The following is a 20,690-nucleotide window of genomic DNA, read 5'->3' on the forward strand; positions in this document are numbered from 1 at the left end:
AGTTAGAACCTAGGAGCATACACAAGTATGTGACTAGGGCTAACGCATGAAGCCAACACCGCGACAGTGCAAAATATGACGCGTATCCGTTATTTTTGGATAAGATAGCGAATAGTCGGCCCATCTTGCTGAATATCCAACACCGTATAACCGTAGTTTTTGGCATCTAGAGGAATATTATTAATCGATTGCGGGCAATCACTTACCACCTCTAAAATTTCGCCTTTTTTCAACGATGGCATTGCTTCTAGTGTCGCGACTGCAGGATATGGGCACGGTTCTCCAACCATATCTAAACGATAATCAGGGATAATGTCTTTCTTACTCATACTACCTCCACGGATACATTAGATGCTTTTTGAGAACGTTTACGGAAAAAGTGTTTTTCCCAGACCAACATCAACACGAATGCTACCGCTAGTAATCCATAAGTGACCAGTAACCCACCTTCTGGCCCAAAGGTTTCCAGTAGATTGACTTTGTCGAAATCAGTCGCTAGCCAAGGGCCTAAATCATCCCAATAATAAGCCAGCACCGTAGCGCCAATAATATTACCAAAACCGACCCACCAATAATGGACTTGGCCCTCTACCGCGCGGTACATCCAGCCCGTTTCACAACCACCGGCGAGCACAATACCAAAGCCAAACAGTAATCCACCAATGACCGCATTCGGCCCAGCCCATAAAATTTTTGGCGTTGCACCTAGCTGGACATAGCTAAAAATACCAATCGCACTGACTGCCATACCTATAATAATAGCTTTCGCCATATGTGTGCGTCCGGTGATCCACAAGTCACGAAATGCAGAGGTAAAACAAATTTGTGCTCTTTCAATTAATAGCCCGAAGCCAATACCACATAAAATGGCGAAGCCCATCACAGGGGAATCTAATAAAGTATAAAAGCCCCAAGCCAGCGCTAATGTGAAAATCACCATTCCCAGTTTAAAGCGTCTTTTTGCCGCATCATGATTTTGTGTTAATGGTGATGCAGTGCTAACTTTTTTCAATTTCACTGGAATGCGGAACATTGGCATTAGTGTGAATTTCGCACCAAAATATGACCCTGCCGCAGTAGCAACAGCAAAATACCACGCGTGTAATGAGAACTGAGGGATCCCAGTAAAGAATGCGGCTAAATTACACCCCATTGCTAAACGAGCACCAAATCCAGCGATAATACCGCCCAAAATAGCTTGAAAAATCCGGATCCTATGCTGAGGCATTCGTAATTTAATATTATTGGCCCATAATGCCGCGGCAAAACAGCCAGCAAACATGCCAATAATCATCACACCATCAATGCGATCTAGTGGTGTACCTTCGAAACCAATAACTTTGAAATAGCCCCATGTCTCTGGTTCAGCGCCAAATAATTGCATGATGTGCCCGCCCCAACGCGTAAACTCACCCGTAACTGCCCAAAACGTGCCAGTCAAACCAAAGTAATAGGTTGATAAGATACCTGCGGCAATAACTGCAGGTAATGGTTTCCAAAAACCGATGAGATAGCGAGATTTAAAATCAGACCAAGTCATTGTTACTTCCAATTCATTCACGCCAGACCTTGGCAGAGAAGCTCGCCGTTGTATAATTATCGTTATAAGTATTTATATCGATCCCCACAGCGAAGAGGCACATCATACTCCGATAAATTTTTTCGTGAAGTTATTTCATCATAAAACGAGAGACAGATTGACCTTGTGCTACTCAAGATCCAAAGAGGTAGATTAGAATAAAAAAAAAGCGTTATCTCAATGATAACGCTGGAAGTGTAGTCTTATTTTATCTATAAAAAAGTATAATATGAAATTGCCGTATTACGGCGACGCTTGCTATGCGTAGTCTGTAGTCAGCCCATTTGACTCCAGTAATAACACTTATATCACGGTATAAATACACTCACTGAGTTACCTGTTAAGTAATTATATCTATTTTTAATTCAAAGACCTAAATATTCACTAACTTTGTATTATTTCCAAATTAGTATTGGCCTTATTGATTCCCTAGCTAAGTAAATTATAAAAATAGATAACTCAATATAATAAAGTATTTAAAAGTGTTTCTAAATGTTATTGATTGCATTATAGCGAAACACCTTTGTTGCGCAAGTGTTTTTTTATTTTCACTTAACAATGCAGGGTTAAATACAAAGCCCATTAAAATCAACAACATAAGATTAAACCACAAAAAGACAGCAAAATATTTAACCTATCATTAAGTTATTACAAACAATTTACATTGTTCCTAAAAAATAATTCATTTTAATCTTGAAAATAAATTTAATATTAATTGAATATACTAAGTAATTTTACAAATATATTTTCTGAATATAATAAAACCACTTTAACATTAATAATGTTTACATATTATTTAATTATAATTATTAGTGGTATTTACTTAATTTAATTTTATTATTCTAAAAAATCAAAGCAAAAATAACCAGCTCTATGATAAACAATCACTTTTTGATTAATATTCCCACACAAAATAACCACAAAATAAATAATGGAATACACTAAATCGATTAAAAATGATATTTTTTATAAATCCTTATTAGAAACATGGTTTATTTTTCATTAAGTTTCCCATCTCATTGCATCGTTATTGATAAAATAATCAGTATTTATATGCTATTTAACTCGTATTTTAGAACGAAAAAACCAGAGAAATAAATTAATCTAACTAATATATACATAAATAAAAAGGTAATATCCATAGAAGAAACCATGGTGAAAAATGAAGAACACACAGCTATTGATTATAAAAATTAATATGATTCATCATTATTTATAGGAAATACAAACAAAAGTATCCAAAATAGTGTGAAAAAATGAATACAATAGCCAACTCATCTTATCAAATAACGAATAAAGAGCGTCAAATAAGAATAAAATTCTTTAAAAAAAATTTAATTAGGTAAATAAATGCGATGGAATATCCAAAAAGAGTGCCGAAAGAGAGTTTAAAAAACGACAGATATAACTTTGGGTACCATTAGATAATAAAAAACGCGTTTTACCCTTAATGATAAAACGCGTTTATAGGATTTAATTAGCTTATTTTGAGGATGTTGCTTCCATTCCGACTAAACCAATCTTCAAGTACCCTGATTGACGCAATGCATTCATTACATCCATCATCGTTTCATAATCAACACTCTTGTCCGCTTGGAAAAAGATTGTTGTTTCCTTATTAGAACTTGTTGCTTGGTCAAGTGTAGAAGCAAGCTGTTCTTTTGTCACAGCTTGGTCACCAATAAAAAGCTGGCTGTCCGATTTCACCGTTAAAAATACAGGTTTTTCTGGACGTGGTTGCGGCTTCGCTGTCGAGGCGGGTAAGTCGACTTTAATATCAACTGTTGCCAATGGTGCTGCAACCATAAAGATAATCAATAAAACCAACATAACATCAATAAAAGGTGTTACGTTAATTTCATGCATTTCACCGCTATCGTCTTGTTCGTCACCTAAACGCATTGCCATAATAATTACCTTGCTTTGCTATTTGCCAGATCAAGATCACGCCCCAGCAACAACGCAGACTGAGCAGCGACATCCCCTACTTGACCACGATAGTTGTTAATCATACGAGCAAAAATATTATAAATCACAACCGCAGGGATAGCGGCAATAAGACCAATTGCTGTCGCCAATAACGCTTCTGCAATACCTGGCGCAACAACCGCAAGGTTAGTCGTTTGTGAGTGAGCAATCCCGATAAAGCTGTTCATGATCCCCCAGACAGTTCCAAATAAACCGACGAATGGAGAAATCGCACCAATAGTAGCTAAATAACCATTTCCACGCCCCATATAACGACTAATAGCAGCAACTGCCCTTTCTAGACGGAATGATGTGCGCTCTTTTGTGCCTGATAAATCAGAGCTATTTGCTGATAACGCTCGCTCAGTAACGGCTTCGTTTAATAACATACGAGTAATGCTATTTGCTTTGAAACCTTCTGCGATACTGACAGCTTCATCAAGTGACTTCACCTCAGCAATTGCTTTCGCTTCTGCTTTTAAGCGGCGGCGAGCCACTAAAATCTCTAAACCTTTTGAGAAAAATATTGCCCAAGTAATAACAGAAGCAATAACAAGCCCTATCATGACTGTTTTAACAATGTTATCTGCGCCTTGGTACATTCCCCAAACAGATAAGTCTTGGTCAAAGCCACCCGTTGGTGCTTCTGTTGCAATTTCAATATTTTCATTAACAACAGTTGTGTTCACGGCTTCGCCTTGTGCAGGTTCAGCGGGTACTGATGAAACTTCAGCACTTGGTGTTGTTGTTGGTGCAGCCGGATTTGCTGCTGGTTGTGTTGATGGTGTATTTTGAGACGCAGCTGGTGTTGTTGCAGGTGTGGTTTCAGCGACTGCCGTACCCATCAAGCCGAACGCCAATAGAATAGAAGCTGTTAGTTTACGCATCAGTTGGCCTTTACTCTCTTTTTAGTGTTGTATAAAAAAATTCATATCGATGATTGTGCCATTCATCGACTAACCTTTAAAAGCGAAATTTGACTCGCGCTGTCCGTCTCTTTTCAAAAAGACGGTGCTGATGATATCAAACACAGCGCGAATTGATAGTAATTATCATTAGTATTCGCGATTTTTTTATATTTTTTTGCGTTTAGACAAACATGACCTTCTCTACTATGCGGTTATTTTCCTTAATAATTCGCGGTTCAATTAAATGTTCATTCCCAATCTTACAAATAAAATTTACCTACAGTTTGAAAGTTGAAGAATACTCAAGTTACATTTCTATCAGGATCATTTAACGTCTTAGTATAAATCACCTCTAAGTTTAACCAGTTCATATTCTGTGTAGGGAAAAATCATGGCAGACATAAAACCTGAAACACAATTAGTCCATATTGGGCGGAACCCGAAATACACACAAAAAGGGGTAAACCCTGTTATTCAGCGAGCCTCTTCGATTATTTTTGATTCGCTTGAAGAAAAACGTCATGCAACTCGCCATCGCGCAAATAACGTACTATTTTATGGGCGTCGCGGGACACAAACACATTTCGCTTTTCAAGAAGCAATGACTGAATTAGAAGCGGGTGCAGGGTGTGTCCTTTACCCATCAGGTGCTGCCGCAATTACCAATGCCATTTTGTCCTTTATTTCTGCTGGCGAACATATCCTTGTGACAGGGTCAGCTTATGATCCAACCCAAAATTTTTGCGACAATATCCTTACTAAGCTAAATATCCAAACCACGTATTTTGACCCACTCATCGGAATGAATATTGCTGATTTAATTCAGCCCAATACGCGTATTGTATTTTTAGAGTCTCCCGGGTCTATCACCATGGAAGTCCATGATTTACCTGCAATGGTGAAAGCTATACGCGCTAAATCACCTGAAATTGTGATTATGATTGATAACACTTGGGCAGCAGGTGTTTTACTTAAACCTTTATTATTTGATGTGGATGTGTCAATCCAATCAGCAACTAAATATATCAATGGCCATTCCGACGGAATGCTTGGCCTTGCGGTGGCAAACCAACGCTGTATTGAAACATTACGTGAAAATTCATATCTCTTAGGCCAAACGGCTGACCCAGACACTGTTTATATGGCTAATCGAGGGCTGCACACATTGCCGACTCGATTAAAACAGCATCAAATTAATAGCTTACAAGTTGCGAATTGGCTACAGCAGCGCCCTGAAGTTGAACAGGTTTTTCACCCGGCACTTGAAAATTCTCCAGGTCATGAATTCTTTATTCGTGATTTTACCGGGTCTAATGGCCTTTTCTCTTTCCAGCTAAAATCACGCTTAACCACGGAACAATTTACCGCTTTCCTTGATAATTTTAGCCATTTTAAAATGGGTTATTCATGGGGAGGTTTTGAGTCGCTGATTTTAGGGTACCAAAAAGAAGATTTACTCAATATGCGGCAATATGATTTTTCACCAAAAGAAGGTACCTTCTTCCGAGTGCATATAGGCTTAGAGCACACCGATGATTTAATTCACGACTTACAATTAGCTTTTGAAAGAATTTAAATTAAAAATCAATATATTAATTGCAGGAGCAGCGTTAAATGTTTCCTGCAATTTTTCCACTAAATGATTAATTCTTCAAACAAATCAAACTTGAGCTCTTTTTTTCCTGTAATATAGATGATAAAGAAATTCGCTTTTATGCAGATACAGGAATAATTATGGAAGTCCTACGCGAAATCGTACTGGCGCTTTGGCACCACGATTTCCTTAAACTCTCCAACCCTGAAGTACTTTGGGTTATTTATACCGTACTTTTTGTCGTCATTGTCTTAGAAAATGGCGTTTTGCCCGCTGCTTTCCTACCTGGTGATACCTTGCTGATCCTTTCAGGTGCATTGATTGCTAAGGGAGTCTTACACTTTATTCCGACTATATTGTTACTAACAGTCGCTGCAAGCTTAGGGTGTTGGATAGGTTTTCTACAAGGCCGATGGCTAAGTGAAACTCAGGTTGTGAAGCGCTGGCTTGCCCAAATTCCAGAGGAATATCACACCAAAGCAAACAATATGTTTAACAAGCAAGGCTTATACGCCTTACTTATAGGACGCTTCCTCGCATTTGTAAGAACAATATTGCCTTTACTCGCTGGGTTATCTGAGTTGAGTCATCGCCGTTTCCAGTTTTTTAACTGGCTAAGTGGTTTGCTATGGGTTGGTTTGATTGTCACCTTAGGCTATGCCCTAAACCAAATTCCTTTTGTGAAAGAACACGAGCAAATCGTGATTAGTGCGCTGATGATTATCCCAGTTATCCTACTGATTAGTGGCCTAATTGGTTCAATTGTAATGTATTGGAAACACCGCAAGGCGCTCTCGAGTAGCAAAGAGAAATCATAATATAACCGAGTAATGGCCGCTAGTTAGCGGCCATTTGGCTAAAATTCCATCTTATCCATTATATCACCAGATAATTACCCTCTCGTCAGGAGATGGCTTTATAGAATAGCAATAAAAAAGCCCCAGTAGATTGAATACTGAGGCTTATGTAGATGACTTTAAATAATTACTTAATTAATGCATGCATTTCTTGTACAGAGATCACCGTATCGGTTGGGTCTGCGCTGAGCGACATCGTAGTGGCAAACCCGCCATTCAACGTCGTGTCATAATGAACTTTATAACGCAATGCACTGCGGCGAATTAATTTTGAGTCCTCAATGGCTTGGCGGCCAGCAGTAGTATTCACAATGTAGTCATATTCACCATTCTTAATTCTATCTTGAATGTGTGGACGACCTTCATGAACCTTATTGACGAGGCGCGGGTTAATACCAGCCTCTCCTAGCACAATCGCAGTACCGTGAGTCGCATCTAGCTCAAAGCCATGTTTTAACAACTTAGCGGCTAAATCGACAACTTTTGTTTTATCACCTTCACGAACAGACAACAGCGCGCGACCAGATTTTTTCATGGTCGAGCTGCTACCTAACATCGCTTTAGCGAATGCTTCTGCAAATGTCCGGCCGACACCCATGACTTCGCCTGTTGAACGCATTTCAGGCCCAAGAATTGGGTCAACACCAGGGAATTTATTGAATGGCAGTACCACCTCTTTCACAGAGTAATATGGTGGAATAACTTCTTCCGTCACCCCTTGCTGTGTCAAGGTTTGCCCCACCATCACACGCGCGGCAACCTTCGCTAATGGCACACCTGTTGCTTTAGACACGAAAGGTACTGTCCTTGCGGCACGTGGATTGACTTCGATTAAATAAACTTCGTTATTTTTGACGGCAAACTGCACGTTCATCAAGCCACGCACACGTAACTCGAAGGCAAGGTTGCGAACTTGTTCGCGCATCACATCTTGGATTTCTTGGCTAAGTGTATATGCAGGGAGTGAACATGCAGAGTCACCAGAGTGTACGCCAGCTTGCTCAATGTGCTCCATGATACCGCCAATCAGCACCATCTCACCGTCACAAATCGCATCTACGTCAACTTCAATGGCATCGTCTAAAAAGCGGTCAAGTAGCACTGGCGCATCGTTAGAGACACTTACCGCGGTTTGGAAATAGCGACGTAAATCGATTTCGTCATATACAATTTCCATCGCACGACCACCTAACACATAGGATGGGCGAACCACCAGTGGGTAACCGATCCCTGCCGCTTTTTCAACAGCTTGCTCAATCGCTGTGACAGTTGCGTTCTCTGGTTGCTTCAAGTTCAAGCGATTAACGGCTTGCTGGAAACGTTCACGATCTTCTGCGCGGTCAATAGCATCTGGGCTCGTACCAATAACAGGAACACCTGCTGCTTCCAATGCTCTAGCTAATTTTAATGGTGTTTGGCCACCATATTGCACAATCACACCTTTTGGCTGCTCGATACGCACAATTTCCAGCACATCTTCAAGGGTGACAGGTTCAAAATAGAGACGGTCTGAGGTGTCATAGTCAGTTGAAACGGTTTCAGGATTACAGTTGACCATGATGGTTTCATAGCCGTCTTCGCGTAACGCTAAAGATGCATGCACGCAGCAATAGTCAAATTCAATCCCTTGCCCAATCCGGTTTGGCCCACCACCTAATACCATCACCTTCGGTTTAGCATTATTTGGGTTTGACTCACACTCATCTTCATAAGTGGAATACATATAAGCCGTATCTGTTGCAAATTCTGCCGCACAGGTATCAACACGTTTATATACAGGATGTAAATCATAACCTTGACGTAATTTACGCAGTTCTGCTTCAGAAACCCCTACTAGACTAGCTAAACGGGCATCTGCAAAACCTTTCCGTTTGAGTACACGTAAGAAGTCTTTAGTCAGGCCATTGATACCTAATTCAGCCACTTCTTCTTCTAAACGTACCAGTTCTTCGATTTGCACTAAGAACCAGCGGTCAATATTGGTTAAATTGAAAACACCATCAACAGAAAGACCCGCACGGAATGCATCCGCAACGAACCAAATACGCTCTCCACCTGCATCTTTTAGTTCACGACGGATACGAGTCAGTGCTTCAGGGTCTTCTTGAGCCACTTTCGGGTCGAAGCCTGTTGCCCCCACTTCTAACCCACGTAACGCTTTTTGCATTGATTCTTGGAATGTACGGCCAATAGCCATCACTTCGCCAACCGATTTCATTTGCGTTGTGAGCCGGTCATTCGTGCCCGCAAATTTTTCAAAGTTAAAGCGCGGAATTTTTGTCACAACGTAGTCAATGGAAGGTTCGAATGATGCAGGGGTACGGCCACCAGTGATGTCATTCATTAACTCATCAAGGGTATAACCGACAGCTAATTTCGCTGCAATTTTAGCGATTGGGAAGCCTGTCGCTTTAGAGGCAAGTGCCGATGAACGTGAAACCCGCGGGTTCATTTCAATAACAATTAAGCGCCCATCTTTAGGGTTAACCGCGAATTGAACGTTAGAGCCACCTGTTTCAACGCCGATTTCACGCAATACGGCCATCGATGCGTCACGCATGATTTGGTATTCTTTATCGGTCAATGTTTGAGCTGGCGCGACGGTGATAGAGTCACCCGTGTGGATCCCCATCGCATCGAAGTTTTCAATGGAACAGACGATAATACAGTTGTCTTTTTTATCGCGGACAACTTCCATTTCATATTCTTTCCAACCAATCAGCGACTCATCAATCAATAATTCGTTAGTCGGGGATAAATCTAAACCGCGAGTACAGATTTCTTCAAACTCTTCGCGGTTATAGGCGATACCGCCACCGGTCCCCCCCATCGTAAATGATGGGCGAATAATACAGGGAAAACCGACCGCATCTGCAACGGCATAAGCTTCTTCCATATTATGTGCGATACCTGAGCGTGCTGTGCCCAAGCCGATTTTTTTCATTGCTTTATCAAAACGTTGGCGATCTTCTGCTTTATCAATTGCATCAGCGGTCGCCCCAATCATGGTCACGCCAAACTCAGCCAAAACACCTTTACGTTCTAATTCAAGCGCACAGTTTAATGCCGTTTGGCCGCCCATAGTCGGTAGAACGGCATCAGGGCGCTCTTTTTCAATGATTTTACGCACAACTTCCCAGTGAATCGGCTCGATGTAAGTTGCATCTGCCATTTCTGGGTCAGTCATAATAGTCGCAGGGTTCGAGTTAACTAAGATTACGCGATAGCCTTCTTCACGCAATGCTTTACACGCTTGAGCACCTGAGTAGTCAAATTCACATGCCTGGCCAATCACAATTGGGCCGGCACCTAAAATCAGAATGCTTTTTATATCAGTACGTTTTGCCATTTCTCTTGCTCCCGATTATTGTGCGTTTTGACGAGGGGTGTTTTGACGGTATTCATTAATTAACTCAATAAAATGGTCGAATAAATTTGCCGCATCATGTGGCCCTGAACTTGCTTCTGGGTGGCCTTGAAAACTAAATGCAGGTTTATCCGTACGGTGAATACCTTGCAATGTTCCATCAAACAGTGACTTGTGAGTCACGCGCAGTGTATCGGGAAGTGTCGATTCATCAACCGCAAAACCATGGTTTTGCGCCGTGATCATCACCACATCTTTGTCTAAATCTTTAACAGGATGGTTAGCACCATGATGGCCAAACTTCATTTTCATGGTATTGGCTCCGCTAGCCAGAGCAAGTAATTGGTGACCTAAACAAATACCAAATACGGGGATTTCTGTGGTTAAAAAGGTTTCAATTGCTTTGATTGCATAATCACAAGGGGCCGGGTCACCAGGGCCATTCGATAAGAAAATACCATCGGGGTTCATCGCCAATACGGTTTCTGCGGATGTTGTTGCTGGCACCACCGTTAAACGACAGCCGCGGTCAACTAACATACGTAAGATATTACGCTTCGCACCGAAGTCATAAGCGACAACATGTAAAGGGAGTTCTTCCGCGGTTTTCGCGCCTTGCTGGCCATTTTCCAGCGTCCATGAACCTTGGGACCAGTTATAAATCTCTTTAGTGCAGACTTCTTTTGCCAAATCCAACCCATTCAAACCTGAAAAACTACGCGCTTTTTCCAATGCGAGTGCAACATCAGGGTTATCACCCGCAATGATACAACCGTTTTGTGCGCCTTTTTCTCTCAGTAAACGTGTCAATTTACGTGTATCGATATCCGCAATCGCCACGACGTTATGGCGTTTTAGATATTCGGATAACCCTTCTTGCCCGCGGAAGTTACTGTAAACCAATGGTAAGTCACGAATGATTAAGCCTTGCGCATGAACATTTGGAGATTCTTCGTCATCAGCATTAGTGCCGACATTACCAATATGGGGATAAGTGAGAGTAACAATTTGGCGGGAATAGGAAGGGTCTGTAATTATTTCTTGATATCCGGTCATCGACGTGTTGAAAACGACTTCTCCAACAGCAGCGCCTTCTGCACCGATAGCACGCCCGTGGAATTGGGTTCCGTCTTCCAGAACCAATATAGCTGACTTAATCAAAACACCCTCCGGAGAATAATAAATCACGTTTTATGCATATTAATTCAGATTTTGCGATCTAAATCAATGCCAAAATGAGTTTTTAAGCAAATTTTTGGCAAATTGCGCGCATTCTAATGATGAGATGGAGTCTTGTCTAGAAAAAAATGCATTTTTTTCACTTTTATCTTACTTTTTTACTTAACTACCTCATTTTTAGTTGGATGATCAGTATAAACCATAGTAAAAATGAATAAGTAAACGGTTGCAAAGCAAGATAACTAGTTTATTGATAATAACCCAGCTAGAAGAGGGAGAAAAGGATAATTAACGACCAAAAAAGAAGAGAAAAACACATAAAACATGAACTAATATCGATTTAAAGTAAAATAATTTAAATCGATATTAAAAATACAAAAAACAAATCACAAATAACTAATTTATAATTGAAAATAAAAATAAAAAAACTATAAATCATCCAGATTTAATACATCTTTCATATCATATAACCCACTATTTCTATCGCAAACCCAACCAGATGCCCTGATGGCGCCATTTGCAAAGGTCATACGGCTAGAGGCCTTATGGGTAATTTCTACTCGCTCACCAATATCTGCAAACATTGCGGTATGTTCACCGACAATATCCCCAGCACGAATAGTTGCAAAACCAATGGTTCCAGGTTCTCTCTCCCCTGTATAACCTTCACGGGTATATACCGCACACTCTTTTAAGTCTTTCCCAAGTGCAGTAGCAATAGACTCCCCCATAGCTAGAGCCGTACCTGATGGCGCATCCACTTTATGGCGGTGATGTGCTTCAACAATTTCAATATCAGTGTAATTTCCCATCACTTTTGCTGCTTTTTCCAGTAATTTCAGCACCACATTGACACCAACACTGAAATTTGCCGCAAAGACAATAGGAATGGATTTCGCCGCTTCGGCGATGGCTTGCTTACCTTGCTCATCAAAACCTGTCGTTCCAATTACCATCGCTTTTTGGTTGGCTTTACAAAATGCAAGGTAGTGTAAAGTCCCTTCTGGGCGAGTGAAATCAATGACAACATCAAAATCATTAACAACCTGATTTAGCGAATCAACAATGGAAATACCTAACTTACCGATACCAGCGAGCTCACCTGCATCTGTCCCGATAAGCGATGAGCCCTCACGCTCAATCGCTGCACCTAATTGAATGCCATCCTGTTGCTGCGCGGCTTGAATTAGCTGGCGTCCCATACGCCCACCTGCACCAACGACTGCAACACGTACCACTGAATTCGCCATGGTTTATCCTTTTTTAATTAATGCAAATAGATAAATTTGAACTGTTGCTTAGGATAAAAAGACTATTTTTACCCACAGTTTAGAAATGATTGTGATACAGATTAACTATCCTGACCATATTCTGCTAGCAAAAATGTATCGTTATTAACAAAAGCGTAGAGAGAGAAAGGATTATCAGTAAAAGTTTTAATTCAGAGGATATTCGAAAGGAACTATTTGAATGGAAAGGTTAAAACAGCCGCGAGATCGGGATCATAAAGCGGCTGTTTCCGTAATTAAAATCAAATGATTAATTAATCTCTTTGACTTCAACCCTTAATTCTTTAGGAACTTCGAAGACGATATTTTCTTCACGGCCTTGCAATTCAACAACAGAATCAGCTCCCAATTCTTTAAGTCTATCAATAACTTGTCGAACTAAAATGTCTGGCGCAGATGCCCCTGCTGTCAAGCCGATAATATTTTTATCCGCTAACCATTCCGTTTTAATATCTTCCGCACCATCAATTAAATAGGCAGGTTTTTGCATACGCGAAGCTAACTCCGCAAGACGGTTTGAGTTCGATGAGTTTTTAGAACCGACGACTAAAACAATGTCAGCACGTTCTGCAAGCTCTCTCGCCGCTTCTTGGCGGTTAGTCGTTGCATAACAAATATCGTCTTTACGAGGCCCAACGATACTTGGAAAGCGAGATGTCAGCGCATCAATGACATCAGAAGTATCATCAACAGAAAGCGTCGTTTGTGTCATGAAAGAGAGATTATTTTCATCTTTCACTTTCAGTTTCCAAACATCTTCTGGGCTTTCAACAAGATACATCCCACCTTCAGGGTTGCTATATTGCCCCATCGTACCTTCGACTTCTGGGTGCCCAGCGTGGCCAATTAAAATGGCTTCTTTGCCTTTGCGGCTCGCTCGTGCAACTTCCATATGAACTTTCGTCACTAAAGGACAAGTCGCATCAAATAACATTGTTAGATCGCGAGAGCGCGCTTCTTGACGAATAGCTTGGGAAACTCCGTGTGCAGAAAAAATCAAGATTGACCCATCAGGGACTTCGGAGATTTCCTCAATAAAGATAGCACCGCGTTGACGTAAATCATCAACAACATAACGGTTATGAACCACTTCGTGACGAACGTAAATTGGAGCGCCATAGATTTCTAATGCCCTTTCTACGATGCTAATTGCGCGGTCTACGCCTGCACAAAACCCACGAGGGTTAGCCATTAATATTTGCATTGTGATTCTCCAATTGCGGATCTACTTCAAGCACTTCGATATCAAAACTAATTTGCTGCTCAGCGAGCGGGTGATTAAAATCAATTGTAATCGACTCGCCTTCAATTGATTTTACTACACCTGGCATTTCACTGCCATTCATCGCTGTGAATAGCATTATCGTACCAATTTCAGGGATGCCCGTTTCTATAAAATCACGCAATGAAAAATATTGAACTAAGTCAGGATTATGTTTCCCAAAAACCGTGTCTCCGGGCAGTGAAAAACTTTTCTTTTCACCTTCACTAAGGCCAATCAATTGGGCTTCCAGTTCTGGCGATAAGGAGTCGTTCCCTAAAACAAATAACGCAGGCTTCCCTTGTGCGTGCGAAGAATCAGCCGTAGAGCCATCTTCCAATTTCAATGTGAAATGCAGTAAAACAGAGCTCTGCGTCTGTATTTGAGTAGACATAAAACAAACCTATTTATCATAAAATTCAGCCCAGAAAATCTGGGCTGTGAGTTATTACATTCTAACCTAGTGCGCGACTATGTTATTTGGCTTTTTCTTGCTTTGATTTATCGGGTAAGAAACCTTCAAAAATGACAAGAGCCGCACCAATACATATCGCCATATCTGCTAGGTTGAATGTTGGCCAATGCCAATTACCAACGTAAAAATCAAGATAATCAATAACAAAGCCATGAACTAAACGATCGCTTAAATTACCGATAGCACCACCAATAATCAATGCATAAGCAATATTTGATAGGCGTTTTTGTGCGCTTTGACGATACATCATGACCATTAGGATAATGGATATCCCAATTGCAATACCTGCAAAGAACCAACGTTGCCAGCCACCTTCATCAGCCAAGAAACTAAATGCCGCTCCAAAATTTTGTGCGTACATTATGTTGAAAAATGGCATTATCGGATGTGGCTCGTACAAATTTAGGTCACTAAGCACTAACTGCTTAATGCCTAAATCCGCAACGATGATCACAATGGTCAACCATAACCAACGCAAACCGGTAGAACAAACTGGCGTCTTCATTAAGCAAACTTACGCGTTTCGCCGTTACCGGCTACGTTAGTGACACAGCGACCACAAATTTCTGGTTGCTCGCTCGAAGAGCCAATATCACTTGCGTAGTGCCAGCAGCGAGGACATTTTTCACCCGCAGCTTTACTGAACGCAATTTTCAGGCCTTTTAATTCGCTTTCTTGCGCATCTGCAGGAGCTGTTGCGATATCAGCTACATGGGCTTGTGATGTCAGTAAAACAAAGCGTAGTTCATCACCAAGGCTTTGCAGTTTTTCGGCCAGAGCTTTATCGGCATACAATGTCACAGCAGCTTCTAATGAGCCCCCGATGAGTTTATCAGTACGCGCTTGTTCTAAGACCTTATTCACTTCACCACGAACAGCCAGTAGCTCAGTCCAGAAACTGTTGTTCATTTCATTTGATTCATCTAAACCAAATAAACCGTCATACCACTCTTCTGTAAGAACGAATTGAGCACGTTTTCCTGGTAATTCATTCCAAATTTCATCAGAAGTGAATGACAGAACTGGAGCCATCCAACGCACTAACGCTTCAACAATATGGAATAATGCAGTTTGGCAGCTACGACGCGCTAAGCTATCACTTTTCGCGGTATACTGACGGTCTTTGATGATATCCAGATAGAATGACCCCATTTCAATGGAGCAGAAATGCATTAGTCTCTGGATCACAGACAAGAAGTCGTATTCATCATAAGCTTTAGCAATCTCTTGCTGAGCTTCTAAAGCACGGCTCACCGCCCAGCGGTCTAAAACCACCATATCTTCTGGTTTCACCATGTCGGTTTCAGGATTGAAGCCACTCAGGTTAGCCAGTAAGAAACGCGCGGTATTACGAATACGGCGGTATGAGTCCGCAGCACGTTTTAAAATTTCATCTGAAACTGCGATTTCACCGGTGTAATCCGTTGATGCAACCCATAAACGTAAGATGTCAGCACCCAGTTTATTCATGACATCTTGAGGGCTCACTGTGTTGCCTAAAGATTTAGACATTTTGCGGCCTTGGCCATCAACAGTGAAGCCATGTGTCAATACTTGGCGATAAGGTGCTTTACCTTTCATTGCTGTTGATAACATCAATGATGACATAAACCAGCCGCGGTGTTGGTCCGACCCTTCGAGGTACATATCCGCTGAATTACCATGGAATTCAGGGCGTGCATCCACAACCGCAAAGTGCGTTGAGCCAGAGTCAAACCATACATCTAAGGTGTCAGGTACTTTACGATATGTTTCGGCTTCATCACCCAACAGCTCAGCAGGGTCAAGATCCCACCATGCTTGGATGCCATCCACTTCAACACGCTTAGCCACTTCTTCCATTAATTCTAATGTACGAGGGTGCAGTTCTTCAGTGTCTTTATGAACAAATAACGACATTGGGGTACCCCAAGTACGTTGACGAGAAATACACCAGTCTGGACGGTTTTCAACCATTGACTCAATTCGTGCGCGCCCCCAACCCGGGATCCATTGAACAATATCAATTTCTTTCAGAGATTGTTCACGTAAGCCGTTTTTATCCATACCGATAAACCACTGTGGCGTAGCACGGAAGATAACCGGAGTCTTATGGCGCCAGCAGCATGGGTAGCTGTGTTGAATCGCTTGTTTGTATAGTAACGCGCCTTTTTCGTTCAATAATTCAACGATAAGGTCATTCGCTTTGAAAATAAATACGCCATCTAATGTTGGATAAGTATTTGGTAAGAAGCAGCCATCAGGGCCCACAGGGTTCGCTGTTTCTAAACCATATTTTTGGCCAACAACATAGTCTTCAGGACCATGGCCCGGTGCAGTATGAACAGCCCCCGTACCGGCGTCTAATGTCACGTGGTCACCCAAAATTGCAGGCACATCAAAGCCCATAAATGGATGCTGGAAACGTAAAAGCTCAAGTGCAGAACCTTCACATTCACCTAAAACGGCCCATGCCTCAACCCCTACCGTTTTCATCACCACTTCGACAAGGTCGGCAGCTAAAATGAGTAACTCACCATTTACTTCGATTAAATCATATTTAAACTCAGGGTTTAAAGAAATCGCACGGTTAGCAGGCAAAGTCCAAGGCGTTGTTGTCCAGATGACTAACGAAGGTGTTTTTTCGCTAACAATGCCAAATTTTTCACACACAGCTTTACCATCTACGGCTGGGAAGCGAACATAGATAGATGGTGAAGTTTTATCATAATATTCAACTTCAGCTTCTGCTAATGAAGAACCACAGGCAGTACACCAGTGAACAGGTTTTGCCCCTTTCACTAAATGGCCGTTTGCAATAGTTTTCGCCAATGCTCGAATGATGTGAGCTTCGGTTTTAAAATCCATTGTTAGATAAGGTTTATCCCACTCACCTAATACACCTAGACGCATGAAATCAGCTTTTTGGCCTTCAATTTGCTCTTTAGCGTATTGACGGCATTGTGCACGAAATTCAGCAGCGGAAACTTTTTCCCCTGGCTTACCGACGATTTGTTCAACTTTGTGTTCAATCGGTAATCCATGGCAGTCCCAACCTGGGATGTATGGGGAGTCATAGCCCGCCAACCCTTTGGACTTAATAATAATGTCTTTGAGAATTTTGTTAACTGAGTGACCAATATGAATACTGCCGTTAGCATATGGAGGGCCATCGTGCAGAATAAAGGTTTTTTTGCCCGATTTTGCTTTACGGATTGCCTGATACAAACCTTCTTTGTACCAGCGCTCTAACATCTGTGGTTCGCGTTTAGCGAGATCGCCACGCATTGGGAACCCTGTTTCTGGTAGATTCAGGGTATTTTTATAGTCACTCATCGATTCTCAGTTCCAATTTTCCGCTAAATTATCTGATTCCTATTGCAGTAAGATACTCTCTCGCTGCAATTACATCATTAGCAATTTGCTCCTTAAGCGCTTCCAACGAAGCAAACCGCTGCTCATCACGTAATTTCTTACGTAACACTACATCGATATGACGCCCATATAAATCCATATTTGCATCAATCAGATGAACTTCTAACTGTGTTCCTTTTCCAGATACAGTCGGACGTGTGCCAATATTTGCCACACCCGGTAAAGGCTTATTACCTAAACCGTAAACTTCTACAGCATACACACCAGTAACGGGTGTGACTAAACGTTTTAACGGTAGGTTTGCTGTCGGAAAACCTATTGTTCTGCCAAGTTGATTACCATGAACCACTCGCCCGCTAATACGATAAGAGTGCCCTAATAGGCTTTCAGCTAATTCAAGATTATTTTCTTGAATTGCCTTACGTATCGCTGTACTGCTGATACGTAGCCCTGAATCACAGAAGCTTTCTGTATCTGCAACTTCAAAACCAAATTCATCACCCGCTTGTTGTAAAAAAGCAAAGTCCCCCATGCGATTTTTCCCAAAGCGGAAATCATCACCTATAGCGAGATACTTTACACCAAGCTTATTGACGAGTAAGTCAGAAACAAACTCAGCAGGTGTTAATGATGCAAAGTGCTGGTTAAATTCAACACATAAGAGGTAATCGATACCACTATCTGCGAGATATTTAACTTTGTCTCGCAGGCGTGTCAAACGCGCAGGCGCCTTGTCACCAATAAAAAATTCAAGGGGCTGTGGCTCAAATATCATCACAACAGTTGGTAGCCCTAACTGAGCCCCCTTAAGTTTCAAATTTTGAAGTAAAACCTGATGCCCACGATGGACACCATCAAAATTACCGATAGTCAGCACGCAACCATGATGGCACGCCCGGATATTCTGTATACCGCGAATTAGCTCCATAACAGGCTCAATACCGAGGAAATTGCAGGATTATACCTTGTACGACGCATAAGGTTAACCTTAGTTCGCAAAAGGTTTCATTAAACCCTATTTTTTTGATCTCTACACGACTTATTCCCCACTATTTTATGCAATTAGTGGGTTATTACGCTCCCCAACAGAGCTATTGCATTCGAACATCAAAAACTTTGGGGTAACCAATGGATTATCAATACAACAAATTTGTTCCAAGGTCTCTAAAAATATTATATTTTTATGTTTTATACTTCAATGGTTATAACCGAACGGTTAAAAAGAACAAAAAACAACCACATCATGATTAATTTTCATACTCGATATTGATTGATAAGCTAAAAATTATTTTTCGTCTTAGTTCTTTTTAAATTTCTGCCATCAATTACGCATTTTTTCACGCGAAGATCTGTATTCTTCTCATATTTGCTGATAGAATCTTGCACCATTCACAGCGCATGAACATCGAAGTACACGATGTTTATTTGCACAAATCCATTGACAAATGAAGGGCGAAAGGGCATATTCCTCGACCTTTGAATTGTCCTCAATAGAATACATTTGGGAGTTGGACCTTGGCTAATATCAAATCAGCTAAGAAACGTGCCGTTCAGTCAGAGAAACGTCGCCAGCATAACGCTAGCCGTCGCTCTATGGTACGTACTTTTATCAAGAAAGTTTACCTTGCTATCGCTGCAGGCGATAAAGAAGCTGCTCAGAAAGCATTCAATGACATGCAACCTATTGTTGATCGCCATGCTACTAAAGGCCTGATCCACAAAAATAAAGCAGCACGTCATAAAGCTAACTTAGTTGCTCAAATCAAAGCAATGTAATTTTGCTTCTTGATTAGCTTAAAAAAACCGGCTTATGCCGGTTTTTTTATTTATTATTGTTTTTTATCTAGGCTATCAAGCGGAACTGAAAATAAATCTGAAAAATCTTTATTACACACTCGCTGTACTGCTGGGTGCTGGATCATTCTCTCTGCAAAAATAACGTAATATTCTTCTTTAACGCTCTCTAAACGCCCTAACTCCACAATATCTTCTCCACCTAAAAGATCAGGTGTATATTGCGAAGGAGCAACAAAAATTGCGTTATAATGCATGCCGAATGCTTTCATAAGTGCGGCATCATCGAATTCACCTAATACTTCAACCTGCAAGTTTTTATTGCGGATCCAAGCGAGTATATGCCTACCTAACAAATATCGCCGACCAGGGATCAATAAGCGACGTTCCTCTAAACATTCAGGAAATGGCTTTTTAGGGATAGGCTGACGGCAAAAGAAACTCATATTACACTCGCCCAATTTCACCGAAAACAAGCCTTCCTGCTGCGATGAGTCAACTGGGCAGTCAGATAAAATCATATCTAATTTATGTTGGCTGAGCTGCTCTAATAGCAATTCATGGGTTGATTCAAAACAACGTAAATGAATCTGTTCATGCTCAACAACCGTAGTTTCTAATATTTTACTTACTAGCTGTTTTGATAGCGTATCCGCAACCCCGACATCAAACAGTAAGTTAGATTCGCGGCTGTAATTGACAATATCAAGCATTTCTTGGCTAAGCATAAACATTTTGTCTGCATAGCGGAAAATTAATTGTCCAAGCTCAGATGGCACTAAACCTCGCCCCTGCCTTTTAAACAATTTGCCACCTAAACGCTCTTCTAGCGCTTTTATTTGCCCTGTAATTGTCTGAGGAGTCAGGTAAAGCGCTTCTGCTGCTCCGACAACAGAGCCCTCTTTACATACATGCCAGAAGTAGTAAAGATGGTTAAAATTAAGATGTGAAACCCGCATATCGATTCCTTTTGTACCGTCGCTAGTCTAGTTATGGTAACTACTATTGACCATACACATTTACCTGTACCCTATATTTTCAGGGCCTTTAAAATGAATACCGTAG

The 20,690-nt window shown here is 41.2% G+C and carries 16 protein-coding genes; 3 read left to right on the forward strand and 13 right to left on the reverse strand.

The window, feature by feature from the left end; translation table 11 throughout:
- Window positions 1-89 precede the first annotated feature (89 nt).
- The 4 genes from yedF to exbB form a co-directional block, all read right to left on the reverse strand.
- Window positions 90-329: a sulfurtransferase-like selenium metabolism protein YedF gene (gene yedF, locus PR800_RS10645; protein ID WP_004914660.1), complete on the reverse strand. Its 240-nt coding sequence runs from the start codon at window positions 327-329 to the stop codon at window positions 90-92.
- Window positions 326-1,540: a selenium metabolism membrane protein YedE/FdhT gene (gene yedE / locus PR800_RS10650; RefSeq protein ID WP_102138995.1), complete on the reverse strand. Its 1,215-nt coding sequence runs from the start codon at window positions 1,538-1,540 to the stop codon at window positions 326-328. Before yedE ends, yedF begins: the two co-directional genes overlap by 4 nt.
- A 1,521-nt stretch (window positions 1,541-3,061) precedes the next feature.
- Window positions 3,062-3,487 (reverse strand): TonB system transport protein ExbD, encoded by a 426-nt coding sequence (exbD, locus tag PR800_RS10655; protein ID WP_102138994.1) that lies wholly within the window; start codon window positions 3,485-3,487, stop codon window positions 3,062-3,064.
- A 5-nt stretch (window positions 3,488-3,492) separates the two neighbouring features.
- Window positions 3,493-4,434, reverse strand: coding sequence for a tonB-system energizer ExbB (exbB, locus tag PR800_RS10660; protein ID WP_102138993.1), 942 nt, complete (start codon window positions 4,432-4,434; stop codon window positions 3,493-3,495).
- A gap of 412 nt (window positions 4,435-4,846) precedes the next feature.
- On the opposite strand from exbB, the gene metC reads away from it, so the two are divergent.
- Both metC and PR800_RS10670 read left to right on the forward strand, forming a co-directional pair.
- Window positions 4,847-6,031: a cystathionine beta-lyase gene (gene metC / locus PR800_RS10665; RefSeq protein ID WP_166266661.1), complete on the forward strand. Its 1,185-nt coding sequence runs from the start codon at window positions 4,847-4,849 to the stop codon at window positions 6,029-6,031.
- Between the two features lie 158 nt (window positions 6,032-6,189).
- Complete coding sequence (locus PR800_RS10670; RefSeq protein WP_102138991.1) at window positions 6,190-6,867, forward strand: DedA family protein; 678 nt, start codon at window positions 6,190-6,192, stop codon at window positions 6,865-6,867.
- 166 nt (window positions 6,868-7,033) lie between these two features.
- Here the strand turns inward: PR800_RS10670 and carB are convergent, their stop codons facing one another.
- The 8 genes from carB to ribF form a co-directional block, all read right to left on the reverse strand.
- Entirely contained in the window at window positions 7,034-10,255 is a 3,222-nt protein-coding gene (gene carB, locus PR800_RS10675; RefSeq protein WP_166266659.1) for a carbamoyl-phosphate synthase large subunit, read from the reverse strand.
- A gap of 15 nt (window positions 10,256-10,270) precedes the next feature.
- A complete protein-coding gene (carA, locus tag PR800_RS10680; protein ID WP_166266657.1) occupies window positions 10,271-11,434 on the reverse strand; it encodes a glutamine-hydrolyzing carbamoyl-phosphate synthase small subunit in 1,164 nt (387 codons plus the stop codon).
- A gap of 446 nt (window positions 11,435-11,880) precedes the next feature.
- Window positions 11,881-12,702 carry a 4-hydroxy-tetrahydrodipicolinate reductase gene (dapB, locus tag PR800_RS10685; protein WP_102138987.1) on the reverse strand — a complete coding sequence of 274 codons (822 nt, stop codon included), beginning with the start codon at window positions 12,700-12,702 and terminating at the stop codon, window positions 11,881-11,883.
- A 289-nt stretch (window positions 12,703-12,991) separates the two neighbouring features.
- Entirely contained in the window at window positions 12,992-13,945 is a 954-nt protein-coding gene (gene ispH, locus PR800_RS10690; protein WP_102138986.1) for a 4-hydroxy-3-methylbut-2-enyl diphosphate reductase, read from the reverse strand.
- The gene (gene fkpB / locus PR800_RS10695) at window positions 13,926-14,396 is read right to left on the reverse strand and encodes an FKBP-type peptidyl-prolyl cis-trans isomerase (RefSeq protein ID WP_166266644.1); all 471 of its coding nucleotides are present in this window, start codon (window positions 14,394-14,396) and stop codon (window positions 13,926-13,928) included. Before fkpB ends, ispH begins: the two co-directional genes overlap by 20 nt.
- An 82-nt stretch (window positions 14,397-14,478) precedes the next feature.
- Complete coding sequence (gene lspA / locus PR800_RS10700; protein WP_102138984.1) at window positions 14,479-14,982, reverse strand: signal peptidase II; 504 nt, start codon at window positions 14,980-14,982, stop codon at window positions 14,479-14,481.
- The gene (gene ileS, locus PR800_RS10705) at window positions 14,982-17,792 is read right to left on the reverse strand and encodes an isoleucine--tRNA ligase (protein WP_102138983.1); all 2,811 of its coding nucleotides are present in this window, start codon (window positions 17,790-17,792) and stop codon (window positions 14,982-14,984) included. Before ileS ends, lspA begins: the two co-directional genes overlap by 1 nt.
- 28 nt (window positions 17,793-17,820) lie before the next feature.
- On the reverse strand, window positions 17,821-18,759 hold the full coding sequence (ribF, locus tag PR800_RS10710; protein ID WP_231068862.1) for a bifunctional riboflavin kinase/FAD synthetase: 939 nt from the start codon (window positions 18,757-18,759) through the stop codon (window positions 17,821-17,823).
- 587 nt (window positions 18,760-19,346) lie between these two features.
- On the opposite strand from ribF, the gene rpsT reads away from it, so the two are divergent.
- Entirely contained in the window at window positions 19,347-19,607 is a 261-nt protein-coding gene (rpsT, locus tag PR800_RS10715; protein ID WP_004914688.1) for a 30S ribosomal protein S20, read from the forward strand.
- Between the two features lie 53 nt (window positions 19,608-19,660).
- Here rpsT and nhaR read toward each other — a convergent pair whose 3' ends face one another.
- Entirely contained in the window at window positions 19,661-20,584 is a 924-nt protein-coding gene (gene nhaR / locus PR800_RS10720; RefSeq protein ID WP_102138981.1) for a transcriptional activator NhaR, read from the reverse strand.
- Window positions 20,585-20,690 lie beyond the last annotated feature (106 nt).

The organism is Providencia sp. PROV205 (assembly GCF_028479505.1).
GTDB lineage: Bacteria > Pseudomonadota > Gammaproteobacteria > Enterobacterales > Enterobacteriaceae > Providencia > Providencia huaxiensis.